Source organism: Nocardioides aromaticivorans (assembly GCF_013408525.1).
Lineage (GTDB): Bacteria > Actinomycetota > Actinomycetes > Propionibacteriales > Nocardioidaceae > Nocardioides > Nocardioides aromaticivorans.
This window is the reverse complement of the sequence record NZ_JACBZM010000001.1, coordinates 784,024-799,164: the sequence shown is the minus strand read 5'-3', so window position 1 is coordinate 799,164 and position 15,141 is coordinate 784,024. Positions and strand designations below refer to the sequence as shown.

Sequence of the window (15,141 nt, the reverse complement as noted above, 5' to 3'; positions counted from 1 at the left end):
TCCTGGGCGCAAGGGCGTCGTGGCGGGCCCGGATCCCACCGCGGACAACGCCGTGACGCCGGGCCGGGTTATTGCCAAGATGGGGCCCATGGCGACACCGAACGCGGCCCGCGAGCTCCGCGCCGAGGCCGAGGTCGACGCACCCGCCGAGCACGTGTGGGCGCTGCTGACCGACTTCGCCCAGCTGGCGAGCTGGAGCCCGGAGACGGTGCGGATGGTGCCGCTCAAGCGCGGTGGCCTCCGCGTCGGCCAGTGGTACCTCGGCATCAACCGCCGCAAGGGCTTCGTGTGGCCGACGCGCTCCGTCGTCGCCGACGTCGTCCCCGGGCGGCGGCTGGCGTGGGACACCCCCTCCAGCGGTGCCCAGTGGGTGTGGGAGCTCGAGCCGGTCGACGCCGGCCGCACCCGTGTGGTGCACCGCCGCCCGGTGCCCTCGAGGCTGACCCTCGGCAGCCGGATCGTCGCGCCGCTGGCGCTCGGCGGCAACGAGGAGCACGCCGACGAGCTCGAGCACGGGATGGCCACGACGGTGGCCGGGCTCAAGGCCGCCGCCGAGGGCTGACCGCCGGCGGGTCGTGAAATCTGCTGTCGGCGAACAGCGGCGTGCAACACGTGGTTCTGCCGCCCCGGACGGCTAGTGTCGCTCGCGTGACTCAGATTCTTCCCGGTGGCCACGCGGCTGGCCATGAGATGAACGGTGGCGCGGGGATCAACTTCCTCGACGACAACATCTACAGCCGGCTGCTCCGCGAGCGGATCGTGTTCCTCGGCTCCGAGGTGCGCGACCAGAACGCCAACGCGATCTGCGCCCAGCTGCTGCTGCTGTCGGCGGAGGACCCCGAGGCGGACATCTTCCTCCACATCAACAGCCCCGGCGGCTCGGTCGACGCCGGCATGGCGATCTACGACACGATGAACTACATCCCCAACGACGTCGCGACGGTCGGCATGGGCCTGGCCGCGTCGATGGGCCAGTTCCTCCTCTGCGCCGGCGCGAAGGGCAAGCGCTACGCGCTGCCGCACGCGCGGATCATGATGCACCAGCCGTCGTCCGGCATGGGCGGCTCGGCCTCCGACATCAAGATCCAGGCGCAGCAGTCGCTGCACATCAAGAAGGTGCTGCTCGACCTGATCGCCGAGCACACCGGCCAGAGCGTCGACCAGGTCACCGAGGACGCCGACCGCGACCGCTGGTTCACCGCCCAGGAGGCGCTGGAGTACGGCCTGGTCGACCAGGTCATCAAGAGCGCGAAGGAAGCCTCCGACGAGGGCCGGCCGGCCCACAAGAAGGACTGAGTGATCAACGCATGAACTACTACATCCCGCAGTGGGAAGAGCGCACGTCGTACGGCTTCCGTCGCATCGACCCCTACGCCAAGCTCTTCGAGGACCGCATCATCTACCTCGGAACCCCGATCTCCGACGACGTCGCCAACGCCGTCATCGCCCAGCTGCTGTGCCTGCAGTCGATGAATCCCGACCAGGACATCAGCATCTACATCAACAGCCCGGGCGGCTCGTTCACGGCGCTGACCGCGATCTACGACACGATCCAGTTCATCAAGCCGGACGTGCAGACCGTGTGCATCGGCCAGGCGGCCTCGGCGGCGGCGATCCTCCTCGCCTCCGGTGCCAAGGGCAAGCGCCTCGCGCTGCCCAACAGCCGGATCCTGATCCACCAGCCCTACACCGAGGGCACCTTCGGCCAGACCTCGGACATCGAGATCCAGGCCAACGAGATCCTGCGCATGCGTGAGCTGCTCGAGAAGATGATCAGCGACCACTCGGGCAAGGCGGTCGACGAGGTCAGCCGCGACATCGAGCGCGACAAGATCCTGACCGCGCAGGGGGCCGTCGAGTACGGCCTGATCGACTCCATCCTGGAGTCGCTGAAGACCCCCGCACTGGTCTGATCCGGACCAGGGCTGCCGAAGAGAACGACGTACGACCGATGACCTCCCCGAACCCGACCCGGTACTCCCCGTGTCACGCTGCACTTGCGGCGCCGCAGGGAGTACCGTCGGGGAGTTCAGACTTGAGGAGGACCCGTGGCACGCATCGGTGACGGTGGCGACCTGTTGAAGTGCTCGTTCTGCGGAAAGAGCCAGAAGCAGGTCAAGAAGCTCATCGCTGGTCCGGGTGTCTACATCTGCGACGAGTGCATCGACCTCTGCAACGAGATCATCGAGGAGGAGCTCGCCGAGGGCTCCGACGTCGACCTCGCGGAGCTGCCGAAGCCGAAGGAGATCTTCGAGTTCCTCAACTCCTACGTCATCGGCCAGGAGCAGGCGAAGAAGTCCCTCGCGGTCGCGGTCTACAACCACTACAAGCGGGTCCAGGCCGGCGTGCAGCCGGTGTCGGGCAAGCACAGCAAGGACGAGGTCGTCGAGGTCGCCAAGTCCAACATCCTGGTGATCGGCCCGACCGGCTGCGGCAAGACCTATCTCGCGCAGACCCTCGCCCGGATGCTGAACGTGCCCTTCGCGATCGCCGACGCCACGGCGCTCACCGAGGCCGGCTACGTCGGCGAGGACGTCGAGAACATCCTCCTCAAGCTGATCCAGGCCGCCGACTACGACGTCAAGAAGGCCGAGACCGGCATCATCTACATCGACGAGATCGACAAGGTGGCCCGCAAGGCCGAGAACCCCTCGATCACGCGCGACGTCTCCGGTGAGGGCGTGCAGCAGGCGCTGCTGAAGATCATCGAGGGCACCACCGCCTCGGTGCCGCCGCAGGGTGGCCGCAAGCACCCCCACCAGGAGTTCATCCAGATCGACACCACGAACATCCTGTTCGTGGTCGGCGGGGCCTTCGCCGGCCTGGAGCACATCATCGAGCAGCGCGTCGGCAAGAAGTCCCTGGGCTTCACCGCCGAGCCGCGCGGCGAGGCCGAGCGGGCCGCGGACGACCTGCTCTCGCAGGTCCGCCCGGAGGACCTCACCAAGTTCGGCCTGATCCCCGAGTTCATCGGCCGACTTCCCCTGATCGCGAGCGTCAGCCCGCTCGACCAGGACGCGCTCGTCCAGATCCTCACCGAGCCGCGCAACGCGTTGGTGAAGCAGTACAAGAAGCTCTTCGACCTCGACGGCGTCGAGCTCGAGTTCACCGAGGACGCCATCGCCGCGATCGCCGACAAGGCGCTCGAGCGGGGCACCGGCGCCCGAGGCCTGCGCGCCATCATCGAGGAGGTCCTCCTCCACGTGATGTACGACGTGCCGAGCCGTGGCGACGTCGAGAAGGTCGTCGTGACCCGCGAGGTCGTCGACGACGACGTCGCGCCCACGCTCGTGCTGCGCGAGACGAAGAAGAAAAAGTCCGCCTGACGCTGCTGCTACGGCTGCCGGGTCGTCAGCAGTACGCGGCGACATACTCCTCGAACGCCTGCTCCCCGGCCGGGTCGGGGTCCTTGCCCTCGTCGAGGTCGAGCAGGTAGCGCCGTGCCTCGAACGGCAGGTCCTGCGGCGTGCCGAGCTGCCGCAGGCCCTCGTCGATCCCGTCCTCGGTGAACTGAAGGCCGGTGAAGCCGTCGCAGAACTCCGCCGGGTCCGCGTCCGAGGGCCACTCGGTCGCGCGGCACCCGGCCGCGAGCGTCAGTACGACGGCCGCGGCCGCCAGCGTGCGGACCCGCATCACTCCGCGGGCTGCTCGGCGATCTCCGCGGTGACGCGCAGCTCGGTGGCGTCGGCGTCGACCGTGAAGACCAGGTCGCCGGTGATCTTGCCGGCCGCGACGAGGTCGGCGGAGGCCGCCTCGGCGTCGCGCACGGCCTTCTCGGGGCCGCTGACCTCGACCCGCGACAGGGGGGTCTTCATGTTGACCTTGGCCTGCGACTTCGCGCCGCGGATGCCGGCGAGGGCGGCGGCGACGGCGTCGATCGCGGTGCCGTCGGAGGCGGCGGGGGAGCCGAGCTCGGTGGCGGTGGGCCAGGCGGCCCGGTGGACCGAGCCCTCCTGCCACCACGACCAGACCTCCTCGGTCACGTAGGGCAGGAACGGCGCGAGCAGCCGGAGCTGCACCTGGAGGGCCGCGGCCAGGGTGGCGCGGGCCGAGTCGGAGGCGTCGCCGTCCTGGGCGTAGGCGCGCTCCTTGACCAGCTCCAGGTAGTCGTCGCAGAACTCCCAGAAGAACTTCTCGGTGACCTCGAGCGCGGTCGTGTAGTCGTAGGCCTCGAACGCCTCGGTGGCCTTGCCGACCACGCCGGCGAGGCGGCCGAGCAGGGCGGTGTCGACCGGCTGGCTGACCCGCGCGGCGCTGAACTCGGTCGCGCCGACGCTGCCGAGGACGAACTTCGACGCGTTCAGGACCTTCATCGCCAGCCGTCGGCCGACCTTCATCTGCGTCTCGTCGAACGGCGAGTCGAGGCCCGGGCGGGCGATCGCGGCGCGCCAGCGGACCGCGTCGGCGCCGTACTTGCCGAGGATCTCGTCGGGGACGACGACATTGCCCTTGGACTTCGACATCTTCTTGCGGTCGGGGTCGACGATGAAGCCGGAGATCATCGCGTGCGACCACGGCGCGGCACCGTTCTCGAAGTGCGCGCGGACGACCCGGCTGAACAGCCAGGTGCGGATGATGTCGTGCGCCTGGGTGGCGAGGTCCATCGGGAAGACGCGCGACCACAGGTCGGGGTCGGACTCCCAGCCGCCCGCGATCTGCGGGGTGAGCGAGGAGGTCGCCCAGGTGTCCATCACGTCGGGGTCGCCGATGAAGCCGCCGGGCTTGCCGCGCTGGTCCTCGGTGAAGCCGGTGGGCGCCTGCGTCGACGGGTCGACCGGCAGCTCGGCCTCGGTCGGCAGCAGCAGCCGGGTGTAGTCGGGCTCGCCCTCGGCGTCGAGGGGGTACCAGACCGGGAACGGGATGCCGAAGAAGCGCTGGCGCGAGATCAGCCAGTCGCCGTTGAGGCCGCCGACCCAGTTGTCGAAGCGGTGCTTCATGTGCGGCGGGAGCCACTGGATCTCGTTGCCGCGGTCGAGCATCTGGGTGCGGATCGACGCGTCCCGGCCGCCGTTGCGGATGTACCACTGGCGGGTGGAGACGATCTCGAGCGGCTTGTCGCCCTTCTCGTAGAAGTTCGCCATCCGCTGCGTGGGCTTCGGGTCGCCGTCGAGGTCGCCGGTCTCCTTGAGCTTGGCGACCATCGCCTCCCGGGCGGAGTGGACCGTCTTGCCCTTGAGGTCCTCGTACGCCGCCGACGCCTGCTCGGACCCGAGCCACTCGGGGGTCTCGCGGGTGAACCGGCCGTCGCGACCGATGACCGTGCGGACCGGGAGCTGCAGCTCGCGCCACCACTGCACGTCGGTCAGGTCACCGAAGGTGCAGCACATCGCGATGCCGGCGCCCTTGTCCTTCTCGGCGGCCGGGTGGGCGAGGACGGGGATCTCCACGCCGAAGACCGGCGAGGTGACGGTCTGGCCGAACAGGTCGGCGTACCGCTCGTCGTCGGGGTGCGCGATCAGGGCGACGACGGACGGGATCAGCTCGGGACGGGTGGTCTCGATGTGGACGGGCGAGCCGTCGGCCTTGTGGAACGCGACCCGGTGGTAGGCGCCGGCGTAGTCGCGCGCCTCGAGCTCGGCCTGCGCGACGGCGGTCTGGAAGGTGACGTCCCAGAGGGTCGGCGCCTCCTGGAGGTAGGCCTCGCCGCGGCCCAGATTGCGCAGGAACGCGCGCTGGCTGACGGTCTGGGCGTGCTTGCCGATCGTCGTGTAGGTGATCTTCCAGTCGACGCTCAGGCCCAGGGTGCGCCACAGCGCCTCGAAGACCTTCTCGTCCTCCTCGACCAACTGCTCGCACAGGGCGATGAAGTTCGGGCGGCTGATCGGGACCTGGCGCTTGGGGTCCGGCTTCTCCGGGGGAGTGAAGTCGGGGTCGTAGGGCAGGGACGGGTCGCAGCGCACGCCGAAGTAGTTCTGGACACGGCGCTCGGTCGGCAGGCCGTTGTCGTCCCAGCCCATCGGGTAGAAGACCGACTTGCCCTGCATCCGCTGGAAGCGGGCGATCAGGTCGGTGTGCGTGTAGGAGAAGACGTGGCCGACGTGCAGGCTGCCGCTCACGGTCGGCGGCGGGGTGTCGATCGCGTAGACGTTCTCGCGCGGCTGGGTGCGGTCGAAGCCGTAGGTGTCCTCGGCCTTCCAGCGCTCCGCCCACTTCGCCTCGAGCCCCTCCAGGGCCGGCTTGTCCGGTACGACGACAGCGCTGGCGTCGGCGCTGGTCGGGTCCGGGGTCTGCTGGCTCTCGAGCTCGCTCATGGACAAGGATCCTAGTTCGCAACGGCCTCCAGCCTTGAACCGCGGGTTAACCTCGGACGATGCGCCTGCTCGCCCGTGCAGCCCTGACCGCGCTCGCGACCGTCGCCCCGCTGGCGGTGGTGCCGGGGGTGGTGGCGCCGGGCCCGGCGGTCGCCTCGGCGGCCGGAGCAGCCGAGTTCCAGCTGGACGGACGCGGCTGGGGCCACGGCAAGGGGATGTCGCAGTGGGGCGCGCAGGGCGCCGCGACCAAGGGGCTGGGCTTCCGGCAGATCGTCAACTTCTACTACCCGGGCACCCGCGTCGGGTCGGCCACGGGCGACATCCGCGTCCTGCTCACGGCGGAGACCCGTCAGGCCCTGGTGGTGGGTCACCGCAGCGGGCTGTCGGTGCGCTCGGTGTCCAGCGGGGCGTCGTACCCGCTGAGCCGGGCGGGGGCGACCCGCTGGCGGATCACGCCGTCGTCCGACAACGCGACCAGCAGGGTCTGGGTCTACACGGACAGCTGGCACCTGGTCCGCTCGATCGCCGGCCAGGCCGAGTTCGTCGCGCCGTCGATGCGGCTCTACCTGCCGTCGGGGTCGAAGGTCTACCGCGGCAAGCTGCGCTCGGCGAGCGCCGGCGGGCAGCGCGACGTGGTCAACATCGTGTCGCTGGAGACCTACCTGCGCGGCGTCGTGCCGCGGGAGATGCCGGCGCTGTGGAAGGCCGAGGCGCTCAAGGCGCAGGCGGTCGCCGCCCGCTCCTACGCCGCCTACGAGCGCGCCAACAGCAGCCGTGGGCACTTCGACGTCTACGACACCACCCAGTCGCAGGTCTACGGCGGCGCGGGCGACGAGCAGCCGCAGACCGACGCGGCGATCGCGGCCACCCGGGGCGAGATCCGGGCCTACGGCGGCACGCCGGCGTTCACGCAGTTCTCGTCCAGCAACGGTGGGTGGACCGTGAAGGGCTCGCAGCCCTATCTCGTCGCGCGGGCCGACCCCTACGACCCGGTTCGCACCTGGCACTGGACGCTCACCCAGGCGGAGCTGCGGGCTGCGGCGCCGGGCATCGGGACCGCCACGGCCGTGACGGTCGTCGCCCGGGACGGCCACGGCGACTGGGGTGGTCGCGCCGTGACCGTGCGGGTCACCGGGACGCTGAAGACGGTCGACGTCCCGGCCGACACCTTCCGGTCGCGGATCGGGCTGCTGTCGACGTACTTCCGCCGCGTGTAACGGGCGACCACCCCGGTGACAGGTATGGGGTATGCGCGAGAGCTTGCTGGCCCTGCTGTCCGGGGCGTCGCTGGTCATGGTCGGTGCGGTCGTCGTGGCCGGACCGGCGGACGCCGCGACGCAGACCTGCCGTGGGCTGACCGCGACGATCGTCGGCACCACGGGTGACGACGACCTCGAGGGGACCCCGCTCGCCGACGTGGTCTGGCTCGGTCCGGGCAACGACAGGTTCAAGGGTGGCGCCGGCGACGACGTCGTGTGCGGCGGCACGGGCAACGACTCGATCTCCGGTGGCTACGGCAACGACACCGTCAACGGCGAGGCCGGCGCGGACCGGCTCTCCGGCGGCCCGGGCAAGGACTACCTGCTCGGCAGCACCGGTGCGGACGCGCTCTACGGCGGCGCCGACGACGACCGCATCAACGGCGGTCGCGACAAGGACCTGCTGACCTATGTCACCGCGCTGCACCCGATCACGGTCGACGGTGCCGCCGGCACGGTCGACGGCGACGGGCACGACGTCTACCTGCAGATCGAGACCCTGCAGGGCACCGCGGACGCCGACACGATGGTCGGCGGCCCCGGCCCCGACAGCTTCGTCGGTGTGGCCGGCGACGACACCATCACCGGCAACGGGGGCGACGACACCCTCGTCGCGGGTGGCGGTACGGCGAGCGGCGGCGCCGGCAACGACCTCGTCGTCATGAAGGGCGGGGTCGCCCGTGGCGACGCGGGCACCGACAACGTCCAGCTCTCGCTCGGCGCCCGCGGCTACGGCGGCGCCGACGACGACCTCTTCCGGCTCCGCGACGGCAAGTCGACCGCCTACGGCGAGGGCGGGGACGACACCTTCGTCGTCCGGACGAGGAAGGCGCGTCCCTATGCCAACGGCGGCACCGGCGACGACTCGATCAGCTTCCAGGGCTTCGACCGCGCCGTGCGGATCAACCTGGGCCGCGGCGAGGCGCGCTGGGACAGCACCGGCCTGGCGACCCTGAGGTCGATCAACCTCGCCTACGGCACGTCGTACAGCGACGTCCTGACCGGCTCGTCGGGCAACGACTACCTCTCGGGTGGCGGCCGCGGCGACAAGCTCTACGGGCTCAGCGGGACCGACATCCTCGACGGCGGCAAGGGCCGCGACATCGGGTACGGCGGCGCCGGGGCCGACATCTGCTCCACCGAGGTCCGGCGGGGCTGCGAGGTCTGAGCCGGCTCAGGCCGGCGCCTTCTCGGGCTCCGGGTCCGGCTCGGGGGCCGGGCGGTGGAGCACGGCCCGGCAGCCGAGGCCGACGACGAGCGCCCAGAACGCGGCGCCGATCCCGAGCACGGTGACCCCGGAGGCGGCCACGACGAGGGTCGCGGCGGCGGCCTCGCGCTCGCGGGGATCGGCGAGCGCGTCGGCCAGCGAGCTGCCGAGCGTGCCCAGCAGGGCCAAGCCGGCGGCGGCCTGCATCAGCCCGTCCTCGGCAGCCGCGACCATCGCGGCGAGCGCGCTGCTCGCGACGGCGAGGACCAGGTAGGTCACCGAGGCGCTCACGGCGGCGATCCAGCGGCGGCTGCGGTCCGGCCCCGCGGCGGGGCCCGCGGCGAGGGCCGCGCTGATCGCGGCCAGGTTGATCGCGTGGCCACCCGTCGGGGCGCCGACGACGGTGCCGATGCCGGTGACGGCGAGCGTCTCGCGCCACGGCACGCGGTAGCCGAAGGTGCCCATGACGGCGACACCGGGCACGTTCTGCGAGGCCATCGTGACGACGTACAGGGGCAGGGCCACGCCGACGAGCGCCGGCACGGACCAGTGCGGGGTGGTCCAGGCCAGGGTCGGGGCGAGCGCGGCGGCGTCGACGTCGGCGGTGACGAGGACGGTGGCCAGGGCGACGCCGAGCGATGCCGGCACGGCCCAGCGGGGCGCGATCCGCAGCAGGACCAGCCAGGTGAGGACGACGGGCGCCACGGCCTGGGGAGCGTCGACGACGGCGGTGACCGGCGCGATGCACAGCGGCAGCAGGACACCGGCCAGCATGGCCCGGGCGAGGCTCTGCGGGATGGCTGCGACGAGGTCGCCGAGCCGGGGGACGAGCGCGGTCAGGACGATCAGGACCCCCGTCGCGACGAACGCACCGACGGCGGCCGGCCAGCCGCCGGTGACGCCTGTGGCCGAGGCGAGCAGCGCGGCGCCGGGCGTGGACCAGGCGAGGACGACGGGAGTGCGGTGCCGCACCGAGAGCCACAGCATCCCGGCGGCCTGGGTGACGAGCAGCGTGAGCAGGCCGGAGGCGGCCTGGTCGGGGGACGCGCCGACGGCGGTGAGGCCGGCGAGCACCACGACGAACGAGCTGCTGAACCCGACGACCGCCGTGACCACACCGGCGAGCACCGGGCCGTGGGTAGTCTCCTCGGACACGCCGCCTCCTCCGACTGGCTCTCGCGAACACCTGCGCGGCGTTCTGTATACGGAACACTCTAGGTGAAGGGACGCCGATGGCGCGAGTGGACGGCCCGGGTCCCGATCGCGCCGGCGTCGGCGCCCGGATCCGCGCGCTGCGCGAGGCCCGCGGGCTGTCCCTCTCGGCCCTGGCCGCCGAGGCCGGCATCGGCAAGGGCACGCTCTCGGAGCTCGAGACCGGGCAGCGCAACCCGACGCTCGACACCCTGTACGCGGTGGCGACGCCGCTCGGCGTACCGATGGCGGCGCTGATGGACGACCGCGACGGCGCGGTCATCGCCGACGACGGCATCCTCGCGACACGCGTGCGGGTCGTGCGCGAGCCGGGCCGGACGACCGAGGTCTACCTGCTCCGCCTCGCGCCCGGAGCTGAGCGGCGATCGGGCGCCCACGTGGCGGGCGTCGAGGAGCAGCTGGTCGTGCTGTCCGGCTCGGGGTCGGTGGAGTACGACGACGAGGTGGTCGCCTTCGGGCCGGGGGACCACGTGCGGTTCGCCGCCGACCGGCCGCACTCCTACCGGGGTGGGGTCGAGGGGTTCGAGGCGGTCAACGTGATCGTCACGCCGGGGTGAGAGCGCCGGTGGTCGCTGCTAGCAGGGGTAGAGCCTGACCGGACCCACGGAGCCTTCGTCGAGCGAGGAGTCGGGAAACGGGCGGATGTAGCCCGGCCGTCCACCTTCGTCGACCGTGACGGCGACAGCCCCGGCGGACGAGTCCACGATCAGTGCGCCGTCGTCCCACCGCAACTGGTCGATCGAGAGCGCGTCGCCGTCGATGCAGCCGAGGGTGAACCTGCGGTTGAGCAACCCGCGGTCGGTCTGCTCCACCTGGATCTCGTAGATCGGATCGACGAAACCGGACAGGAGCACGCGGGTCCGGAGCGTGCGGTCCGGGTTCTCGACTCCGGAGAGTCGCTCGTCATGGCTGTCGGCGAAGGCGGCGCCCAACGCGCCCCACCCCGTCCACAGCACGCCGAGGCTGAGGGCGACGGCGAGGCCGATGCCGAGGCGCCAACCGCGCAGCAGCGTGACGGCGCCGAGGATCGAGAGGGTGCAGCCGAGGGCGCCGAGGAGGAACTGGTGGTCCAGCAAGCGTGCGGCCCAGATGTATCCGTCGAAGTCGGACCCCAGCCCACTCGGCACCGACGCGGCGTAGAGGGCGACGGACAGCCCCGTGGCGACCACGCCCGCCCTGCGGTCGCGACGTGCAGGCTCCTGGCGGGTCGCCGGGATCACGGTCATGCCGTGACCCTACGGCGACCTGCCGCCGCGTGAGCGTCACATCGTCGAGAGAGCGCAGGCGACGCGGCGGTGGGCCGGGTAGATCTCGCCGATCGCCTTGCCTTTCCGGTCGCGGATCAGCTCGACGGAGGTGGTGCCGTTGCCGGTGACGACGCGGGCGAGTCCGTGGGGTGTCTCCCAGCGGTAGGCGCCGAGGCCGAGCTGGACCACGCGGAAGCCGAGATGGGTCTTCGCGCGATGGTCGCGGCGGGCCAGGGGTGCGTCGTTGTGGTCACTTGTCTGGCCGGGTGGGCCGGTGGGGTCGTACGGCGAGGGGTGGTCGTGGTCGAGGAGGCTGGTGCCGCGGCGGGGTGAGTGGGGGAACACGTCGCGCCGGGTGCGGAGGAGCGTGCGGCGCTTCATCGACGTGGGATGCTCATAGCCGCTGACGGCGCGCCCGATGGTGAGGTCCACGACCGGGAGGACGGCGATGTCTCGGCGGTGCAGGAGGGCGGCGAGCTGGTCGAGCAGCAGCGGGCCGATTCCGTCGACCCGGGCGACACCGTCGGCGTTGCCGGACAGGACGTCCTGGCTGAGGAAGACGTTGATGGTCGCGGGGCGGCGGTGGCGCTTCGCCGCGAGCGACTCGGGTGCGGGCTGGTCGGGCTCGTCGGGCTGGTCGGGCGGGCCGGTGAGGAGGGCGAGCGCCGCGGCGGGGTCGGCGAGCAGCTCGGCCGCCTCGGCGCGGAACTGGTCCATCGTCTTCACGTCGTCGGGGTGGGTCGGGACGTGCTGGTCGGCGATGGTGCCGGCGAGGTGGTCGATGAACTCGGCCAGCTCCTCGGCTCCCGCGGTGGACAGCCGCATCCCCAGGCTCTGGACGTCCGCCTCGGCGGCGATGCCACCGGCGCGTTCGCCGGGGCGCTTGCGGCGCAGCCACACGCCCTTCCTTGCCTCGTCGTCGGCGATCCGCCGACGGTGGGCCTCGACGTCGGCCTCGATGACCTTGGCCTCGGCCAGCGCGAGGACGCGCGACGGAGACTCGTCAGCGGCGGCTGCGACGGCGATGTCGACGACCGTCACCCGGTCGCGGTCGAGCCTGCGTGACATCGAGGCGACCTTGCGCGCGACCCACAGCTCAAGGCGCAGGGCCCGCACGGCGTCGTACACGTTCGGAAGGCGGTGGCGCAGGTCGAGCAGGTCGGCGGCCCGGTTGGCGGTCGCGATCACGCCGGCGTGGGCGGCGATCGCGAACTCCTCGAAGCACAGCTCGGCCACCGGCGGCGTTCCTTCACCGCCGATCGTGACCAGGCGGTCGCCTCCGATGCCCGGGACCGCTCCGGGCTGGGACTGCGGGTCCTCGGAGTGGTGGTCGCACCAGGCGAGCAGGCGGTCCATCGCCTCGACGTCGGCCTGGCGCCGCTGGCGCACCCCGGACTCCTCGGCAGCGAGCAACGCTGCCGCATCGAGGTAGGCGAGTTCGGCCATGCATCCATGATAAGCGAACATGCGTTCGATAGCCAGTGGCAAGCGGTCCCTGTGGACGACCGGATGGGCGTGGCCGGACGGGCGTGGCCGGACGGGCGTGGCCGGACGGGCTCGTGGACCGGTGACTAGGAGCCGGCTTGCAGGTAGGCGTCGATCAGGTCGTTCGCGTCGGTCGCGGCCTCGAGGTCGTAGAACCTCTCGTCGAGCCCGTCCAGCACCGCGTCGAGATTGTGGGAGTCGAGTACGTCGAACCGCGCATCGGCGCTCGCTGGGTAGTCGGGGCCGAGCACCTGCATCCCCTCCCGCAGCAGCATGGCCCACCGCTCGCCCAGTGCCTCGGGGAGGGCGGCGAGAGCAAGGGGTGCGGTGTCTCCTCCCCAGGAGCGGAAGTAGGAGTCGAACCCGCCGGAGTTGATCTCCTGGCGTAGGTCGCAGATGGCGAAGACCGCACGTTGTCGTGGCGTCAGAGTCGAACGATCACCCTCGCCGAAGGCTTCGTACTGGCTCCACGCGTCGTCGGTCGACATGGACGTGACGCTACCGCTGGCGGACGGCCCTGCCTCAGAACGGAGGCGTCCCCGTCCCCGTGATCCGGAACCGCCCCCACGTGTCCTTGTCGGACAGCCGGGCGGTCGCCTCGCCGGCTTCCGTACGCAGGGTCACCGTGCTGCCGCTGCGCACGTCGTCGACGGGGGTGCCGGCGGCGACGCGGCCGTACCAGTGGAACAGGCCGTCGAGGGGTTGGAAGCTGCCGCGCAGGGTGACGACGACGCCGTGGTCGGTGCCGTGGACGTGGACGACCGCCGGGCCGTCGTACAGCTCCTGGGGCTCGTGCGCGACGCTCATCGCCCGGACTCCTTCGGCTCCTTGCGCAGCGGTCGGACGTTGTCCGCGCCGAGCTGGGGGTCGAGGGCGGCGAGGTCGACGCCGTGCTCGGCCGCGGCTCCGGACAGCGCGTGCCAGATGAACTCGCCGAGGTAGGCGGCGGCCGCGGCGCGCGACATGGTGCGGCGCTCGAGCCACCACTGGCCGACCGAGCTGCCGAGCCCGACGATCGCGTGCGACCACGGCTCGGCGGCGCCCGCGTCGCCGCCCAGCAGGCGCAGGGCGTCGCCGAGCATCCGGGAGAGCTTGGAGGCGATCAGGTCCTTGCCGGCGGCCAGCGGGTCGCCGCCGGCGTGCTGGCGGGTGAGCAGGAGGAAGGCCTGCGGGTGCTCGGCGATGGTGCCGAGGTAGGCCTCGACGCCCGCGGTCACCCGTTCGCGGGAGCTCGCGGGCAGGAGGACGGCGGCGATGACCCGCTCGAGGACCAGGTCGGTGCCCCAGGCGCCGACCGCGGCGTGCAGCTCGGACTTGTCGGCGAAGTAGCGGTAGAGCACCGGCTTGCTGACGCCCGCCTCGGCGGCGATGTCGGCCACCGATGCGTCGGGGCCGAGGGTGTCGATCGCGCGGACCGCCGCCTGGACGAACTCCTCGCGCCGGGCAGCCCGGTGCTTCTCCCAGCGGGTCGTGCGCCCGTCGCTCTTGACGTTGGAGGCCATGGGCACAACAGTACAGTTAGACGTTACCGATGGTCACATCTAGTTTTCGAAGGATCTCCCGCGATGACCCTGCTCGACCCCGCTGCCGAGGTCGCCTCCCCGAACGCCGAGGCCCTGTCCGAGCGGCTGCTGCGCTCGACGGCCCGCCAGTCCTACGACCCCGACGTCGACATCGACTGGAGCGCGCCGCCGGTGCCGGGCCTGTGGTGGATGCAGCCGGAGCGGATGTCGCTCTACGGTACGCCGCTGTGGGACCGGCTCAGCGAGGAGCAGCGCATCGAGCTGTCGCTGCACGAGGTCGCGAGCATGGTCAGCGTCGGGATCTGGTTCGAGGTCGTGCTGATGCAGATCCTGCTGCGCGACGCCTACCGTGAGGACCCACGCTCCGCGCGCACCCAGTTCATGCTCACCGAGGTCGGCGACGAGACCCGCCACACCGTGATGTTCGGGCGGGCCATCGAGGCGATGGGCGTGCGCGCCTACGGCCCGCGCCGGACGCCGTACCGCCTCGCGCGGCTGGGCCCGGTCGCGCTGCGCGGCGCGAGTGCGTACGCCGGCATCCTGATCGGCGAGGAACCGGTCGACCGCTGGCAGCGCGACCTGATGCGCGACGAGCGGATCCAGCCCCTGGCCCGGATGATCGCTCGGATCCACGTGACCGAGGAGGCCCGTCACGTCACCTTCGCGCGCGACGAGCTCGCCTCCGCCGTCAAGGGGCTGAGCCGCGCGAAGCTGCGCTGGCACCAGGCCCTGACCGCCCAGGTCGCCTATGTCACCATGCGCTCATTGGTCCACCCCGACGTGTACGCCGCCGTCGGGCTCGACCCCCAGGAGGCCCGCCGCCAGGCGCTCGGCAACGAGGCCTACCGCGAGACGATCGCCTGGATGGGTGAGAAGGTCATGCCGGTGCTGCAGGAGAACGGCATGGTCGGCGAGCGGGACCGCAAGGTGTGGCGGGCCTCGTTCCTGATGCGCTGA

Annotated in this window: 16 protein-coding genes; 8 read left to right on the top strand and 8 right to left on the bottom strand. The window is 71.6% G+C overall.

All coding sequences use genetic code 11. The annotated features are described in order from the left end of the window. The first annotated feature begins 88 nt into the window (after window positions 1-88). The 4 genes from BJ993_RS03750 (at window position 89) to clpX (ending at window position 3,326) form a co-directional block, all read left to right on the top strand. Window positions 89-562, top strand: coding sequence for an SRPBCC family protein (locus tag BJ993_RS03750; RefSeq protein WP_179647788.1), 474 nt, complete (start codon window positions 89-91; stop codon window positions 560-562). A gap of 128 nt (window positions 563-690) precedes the next feature. Beyond that, a complete protein-coding gene (locus BJ993_RS03745) occupies window positions 691-1,296 on the top strand; it encodes an ATP-dependent Clp protease proteolytic subunit (protein ID WP_036541699.1) in 606 nt (201 codons plus the stop codon). An 11-nt stretch (window positions 1,297-1,307) separates the two neighbouring features. Further along, window positions 1,308-1,913, top strand: coding sequence for an ATP-dependent Clp protease proteolytic subunit (locus BJ993_RS03740; RefSeq protein WP_036541696.1), 606 nt, complete (start codon window positions 1,308-1,310; stop codon window positions 1,911-1,913). Window positions 1,914-2,048: 135 nt separating this feature from the next. Next, on the top strand, window positions 2,049-3,326 hold the full coding sequence (gene clpX, locus BJ993_RS03735) for an ATP-dependent Clp protease ATP-binding subunit ClpX (protein WP_036541694.1): 1,278 nt from the start codon (window positions 2,049-2,051) through the stop codon (window positions 3,324-3,326). 25 nt (window positions 3,327-3,351) lie between these two features. Here clpX and BJ993_RS03730 read toward each other — a convergent pair whose 3' ends face one another. Next, window positions 3,352-3,633 carry a hypothetical protein gene (locus BJ993_RS03730; RefSeq protein WP_179647787.1) on the bottom strand — a complete coding sequence of 94 codons (282 nt, stop codon included), beginning with the start codon at window positions 3,631-3,633 and terminating at the stop codon, window positions 3,352-3,354. Next, the gene (valS, locus tag BJ993_RS03725) at window positions 3,633-6,251 is read right to left on the bottom strand and encodes a valine--tRNA ligase (RefSeq protein WP_179647786.1); all 2,619 of its coding nucleotides are present in this window, start codon (window positions 6,249-6,251) and stop codon (window positions 3,633-3,635) included. Before valS ends, BJ993_RS03730 begins: the two co-directional genes overlap by 1 nt. 59 nt (window positions 6,252-6,310) lie before the next feature. Here valS and BJ993_RS03720 point away from each other — a divergent pair, with 59 nt between their 5' ends. Together BJ993_RS03720 and BJ993_RS03715 are read left to right on the top strand one after the other, a co-directional pair. After that, the gene (locus BJ993_RS03720; protein ID WP_179647785.1) at window positions 6,311-7,468 is read left to right on the top strand and encodes a SpoIID/LytB domain-containing protein; all 1,158 of its coding nucleotides are present in this window, start codon (window positions 6,311-6,313) and stop codon (window positions 7,466-7,468) included. A gap of 31 nt (window positions 7,469-7,499) precedes the next feature. Beyond that, window positions 7,500-8,678: a calcium-binding protein gene (locus tag BJ993_RS03715; protein ID WP_179647784.1), complete on the top strand. Its 1,179-nt coding sequence runs from the start codon at window positions 7,500-7,502 to the stop codon at window positions 8,676-8,678. A gap of 6 nt (window positions 8,679-8,684) precedes the next feature. Here the strand turns inward: BJ993_RS03715 and BJ993_RS03710 are convergent, their stop codons facing one another. After that, complete coding sequence (locus BJ993_RS03710; protein WP_179647783.1) at window positions 8,685-9,872, bottom strand: benzoate/H(+) symporter BenE family transporter; 1,188 nt, start codon at window positions 9,870-9,872, stop codon at window positions 8,685-8,687. Window positions 9,873-9,949: 77 nt separating this feature from the next. Here BJ993_RS03710 and BJ993_RS03705 point away from each other — a divergent pair, with 77 nt between their 5' ends. After that, window positions 9,950-10,486 carry a helix-turn-helix domain-containing protein gene (locus BJ993_RS03705; RefSeq protein WP_179647782.1) on the top strand — a complete coding sequence of 179 codons (537 nt, stop codon included), beginning with the start codon at window positions 9,950-9,952 and terminating at the stop codon, window positions 10,484-10,486. An 18-nt stretch (window positions 10,487-10,504) separates the two neighbouring features. Here BJ993_RS03705 and BJ993_RS03700 read toward each other — a convergent pair whose 3' ends face one another. The 5 genes from BJ993_RS03700 to BJ993_RS03680 form a co-directional block, all read right to left on the bottom strand. Continuing rightward, window positions 10,505-11,155, bottom strand: coding sequence for a hypothetical protein (locus tag BJ993_RS03700; RefSeq protein WP_179647781.1), 651 nt, complete (start codon window positions 11,153-11,155; stop codon window positions 10,505-10,507). A gap of 36 nt (window positions 11,156-11,191) precedes the next feature. Beyond that, on the bottom strand, window positions 11,192-12,622 hold the full coding sequence (locus BJ993_RS03695) for a hypothetical protein (RefSeq protein ID WP_179647780.1): 1,431 nt from the start codon (window positions 12,620-12,622) through the stop codon (window positions 11,192-11,194). Window positions 12,623-12,747: 125 nt separating this feature from the next. After that, window positions 12,748-13,149: a DMP19 family protein gene (locus tag BJ993_RS03690; protein ID WP_179647779.1), complete on the bottom strand. Its 402-nt coding sequence runs from the start codon at window positions 13,147-13,149 to the stop codon at window positions 12,748-12,750. Window positions 13,150-13,183: 34 nt separating this feature from the next. After that, window positions 13,184-13,468, bottom strand: coding sequence for a DUF4873 domain-containing protein (locus BJ993_RS03685; protein ID WP_179647778.1), 285 nt, complete (start codon window positions 13,466-13,468; stop codon window positions 13,184-13,186). Beyond that, window positions 13,465-14,163 (bottom strand): TetR/AcrR family transcriptional regulator, encoded by a 699-nt coding sequence (locus BJ993_RS03680; protein WP_179647777.1) that lies wholly within the window; start codon window positions 14,161-14,163, stop codon window positions 13,465-13,467. The genes BJ993_RS03685 and BJ993_RS03680 overlap by 4 nt, the downstream gene beginning before the upstream one ends. A gap of 63 nt (window positions 14,164-14,226) precedes the next feature. Between BJ993_RS03680 and BJ993_RS03675 the strand changes: the two genes are divergently transcribed. After that, window positions 14,227-15,141, top strand: coding sequence for an AurF N-oxygenase family protein (locus tag BJ993_RS03675; protein ID WP_179647776.1), 915 nt, complete (start codon window positions 14,227-14,229; stop codon window positions 15,139-15,141).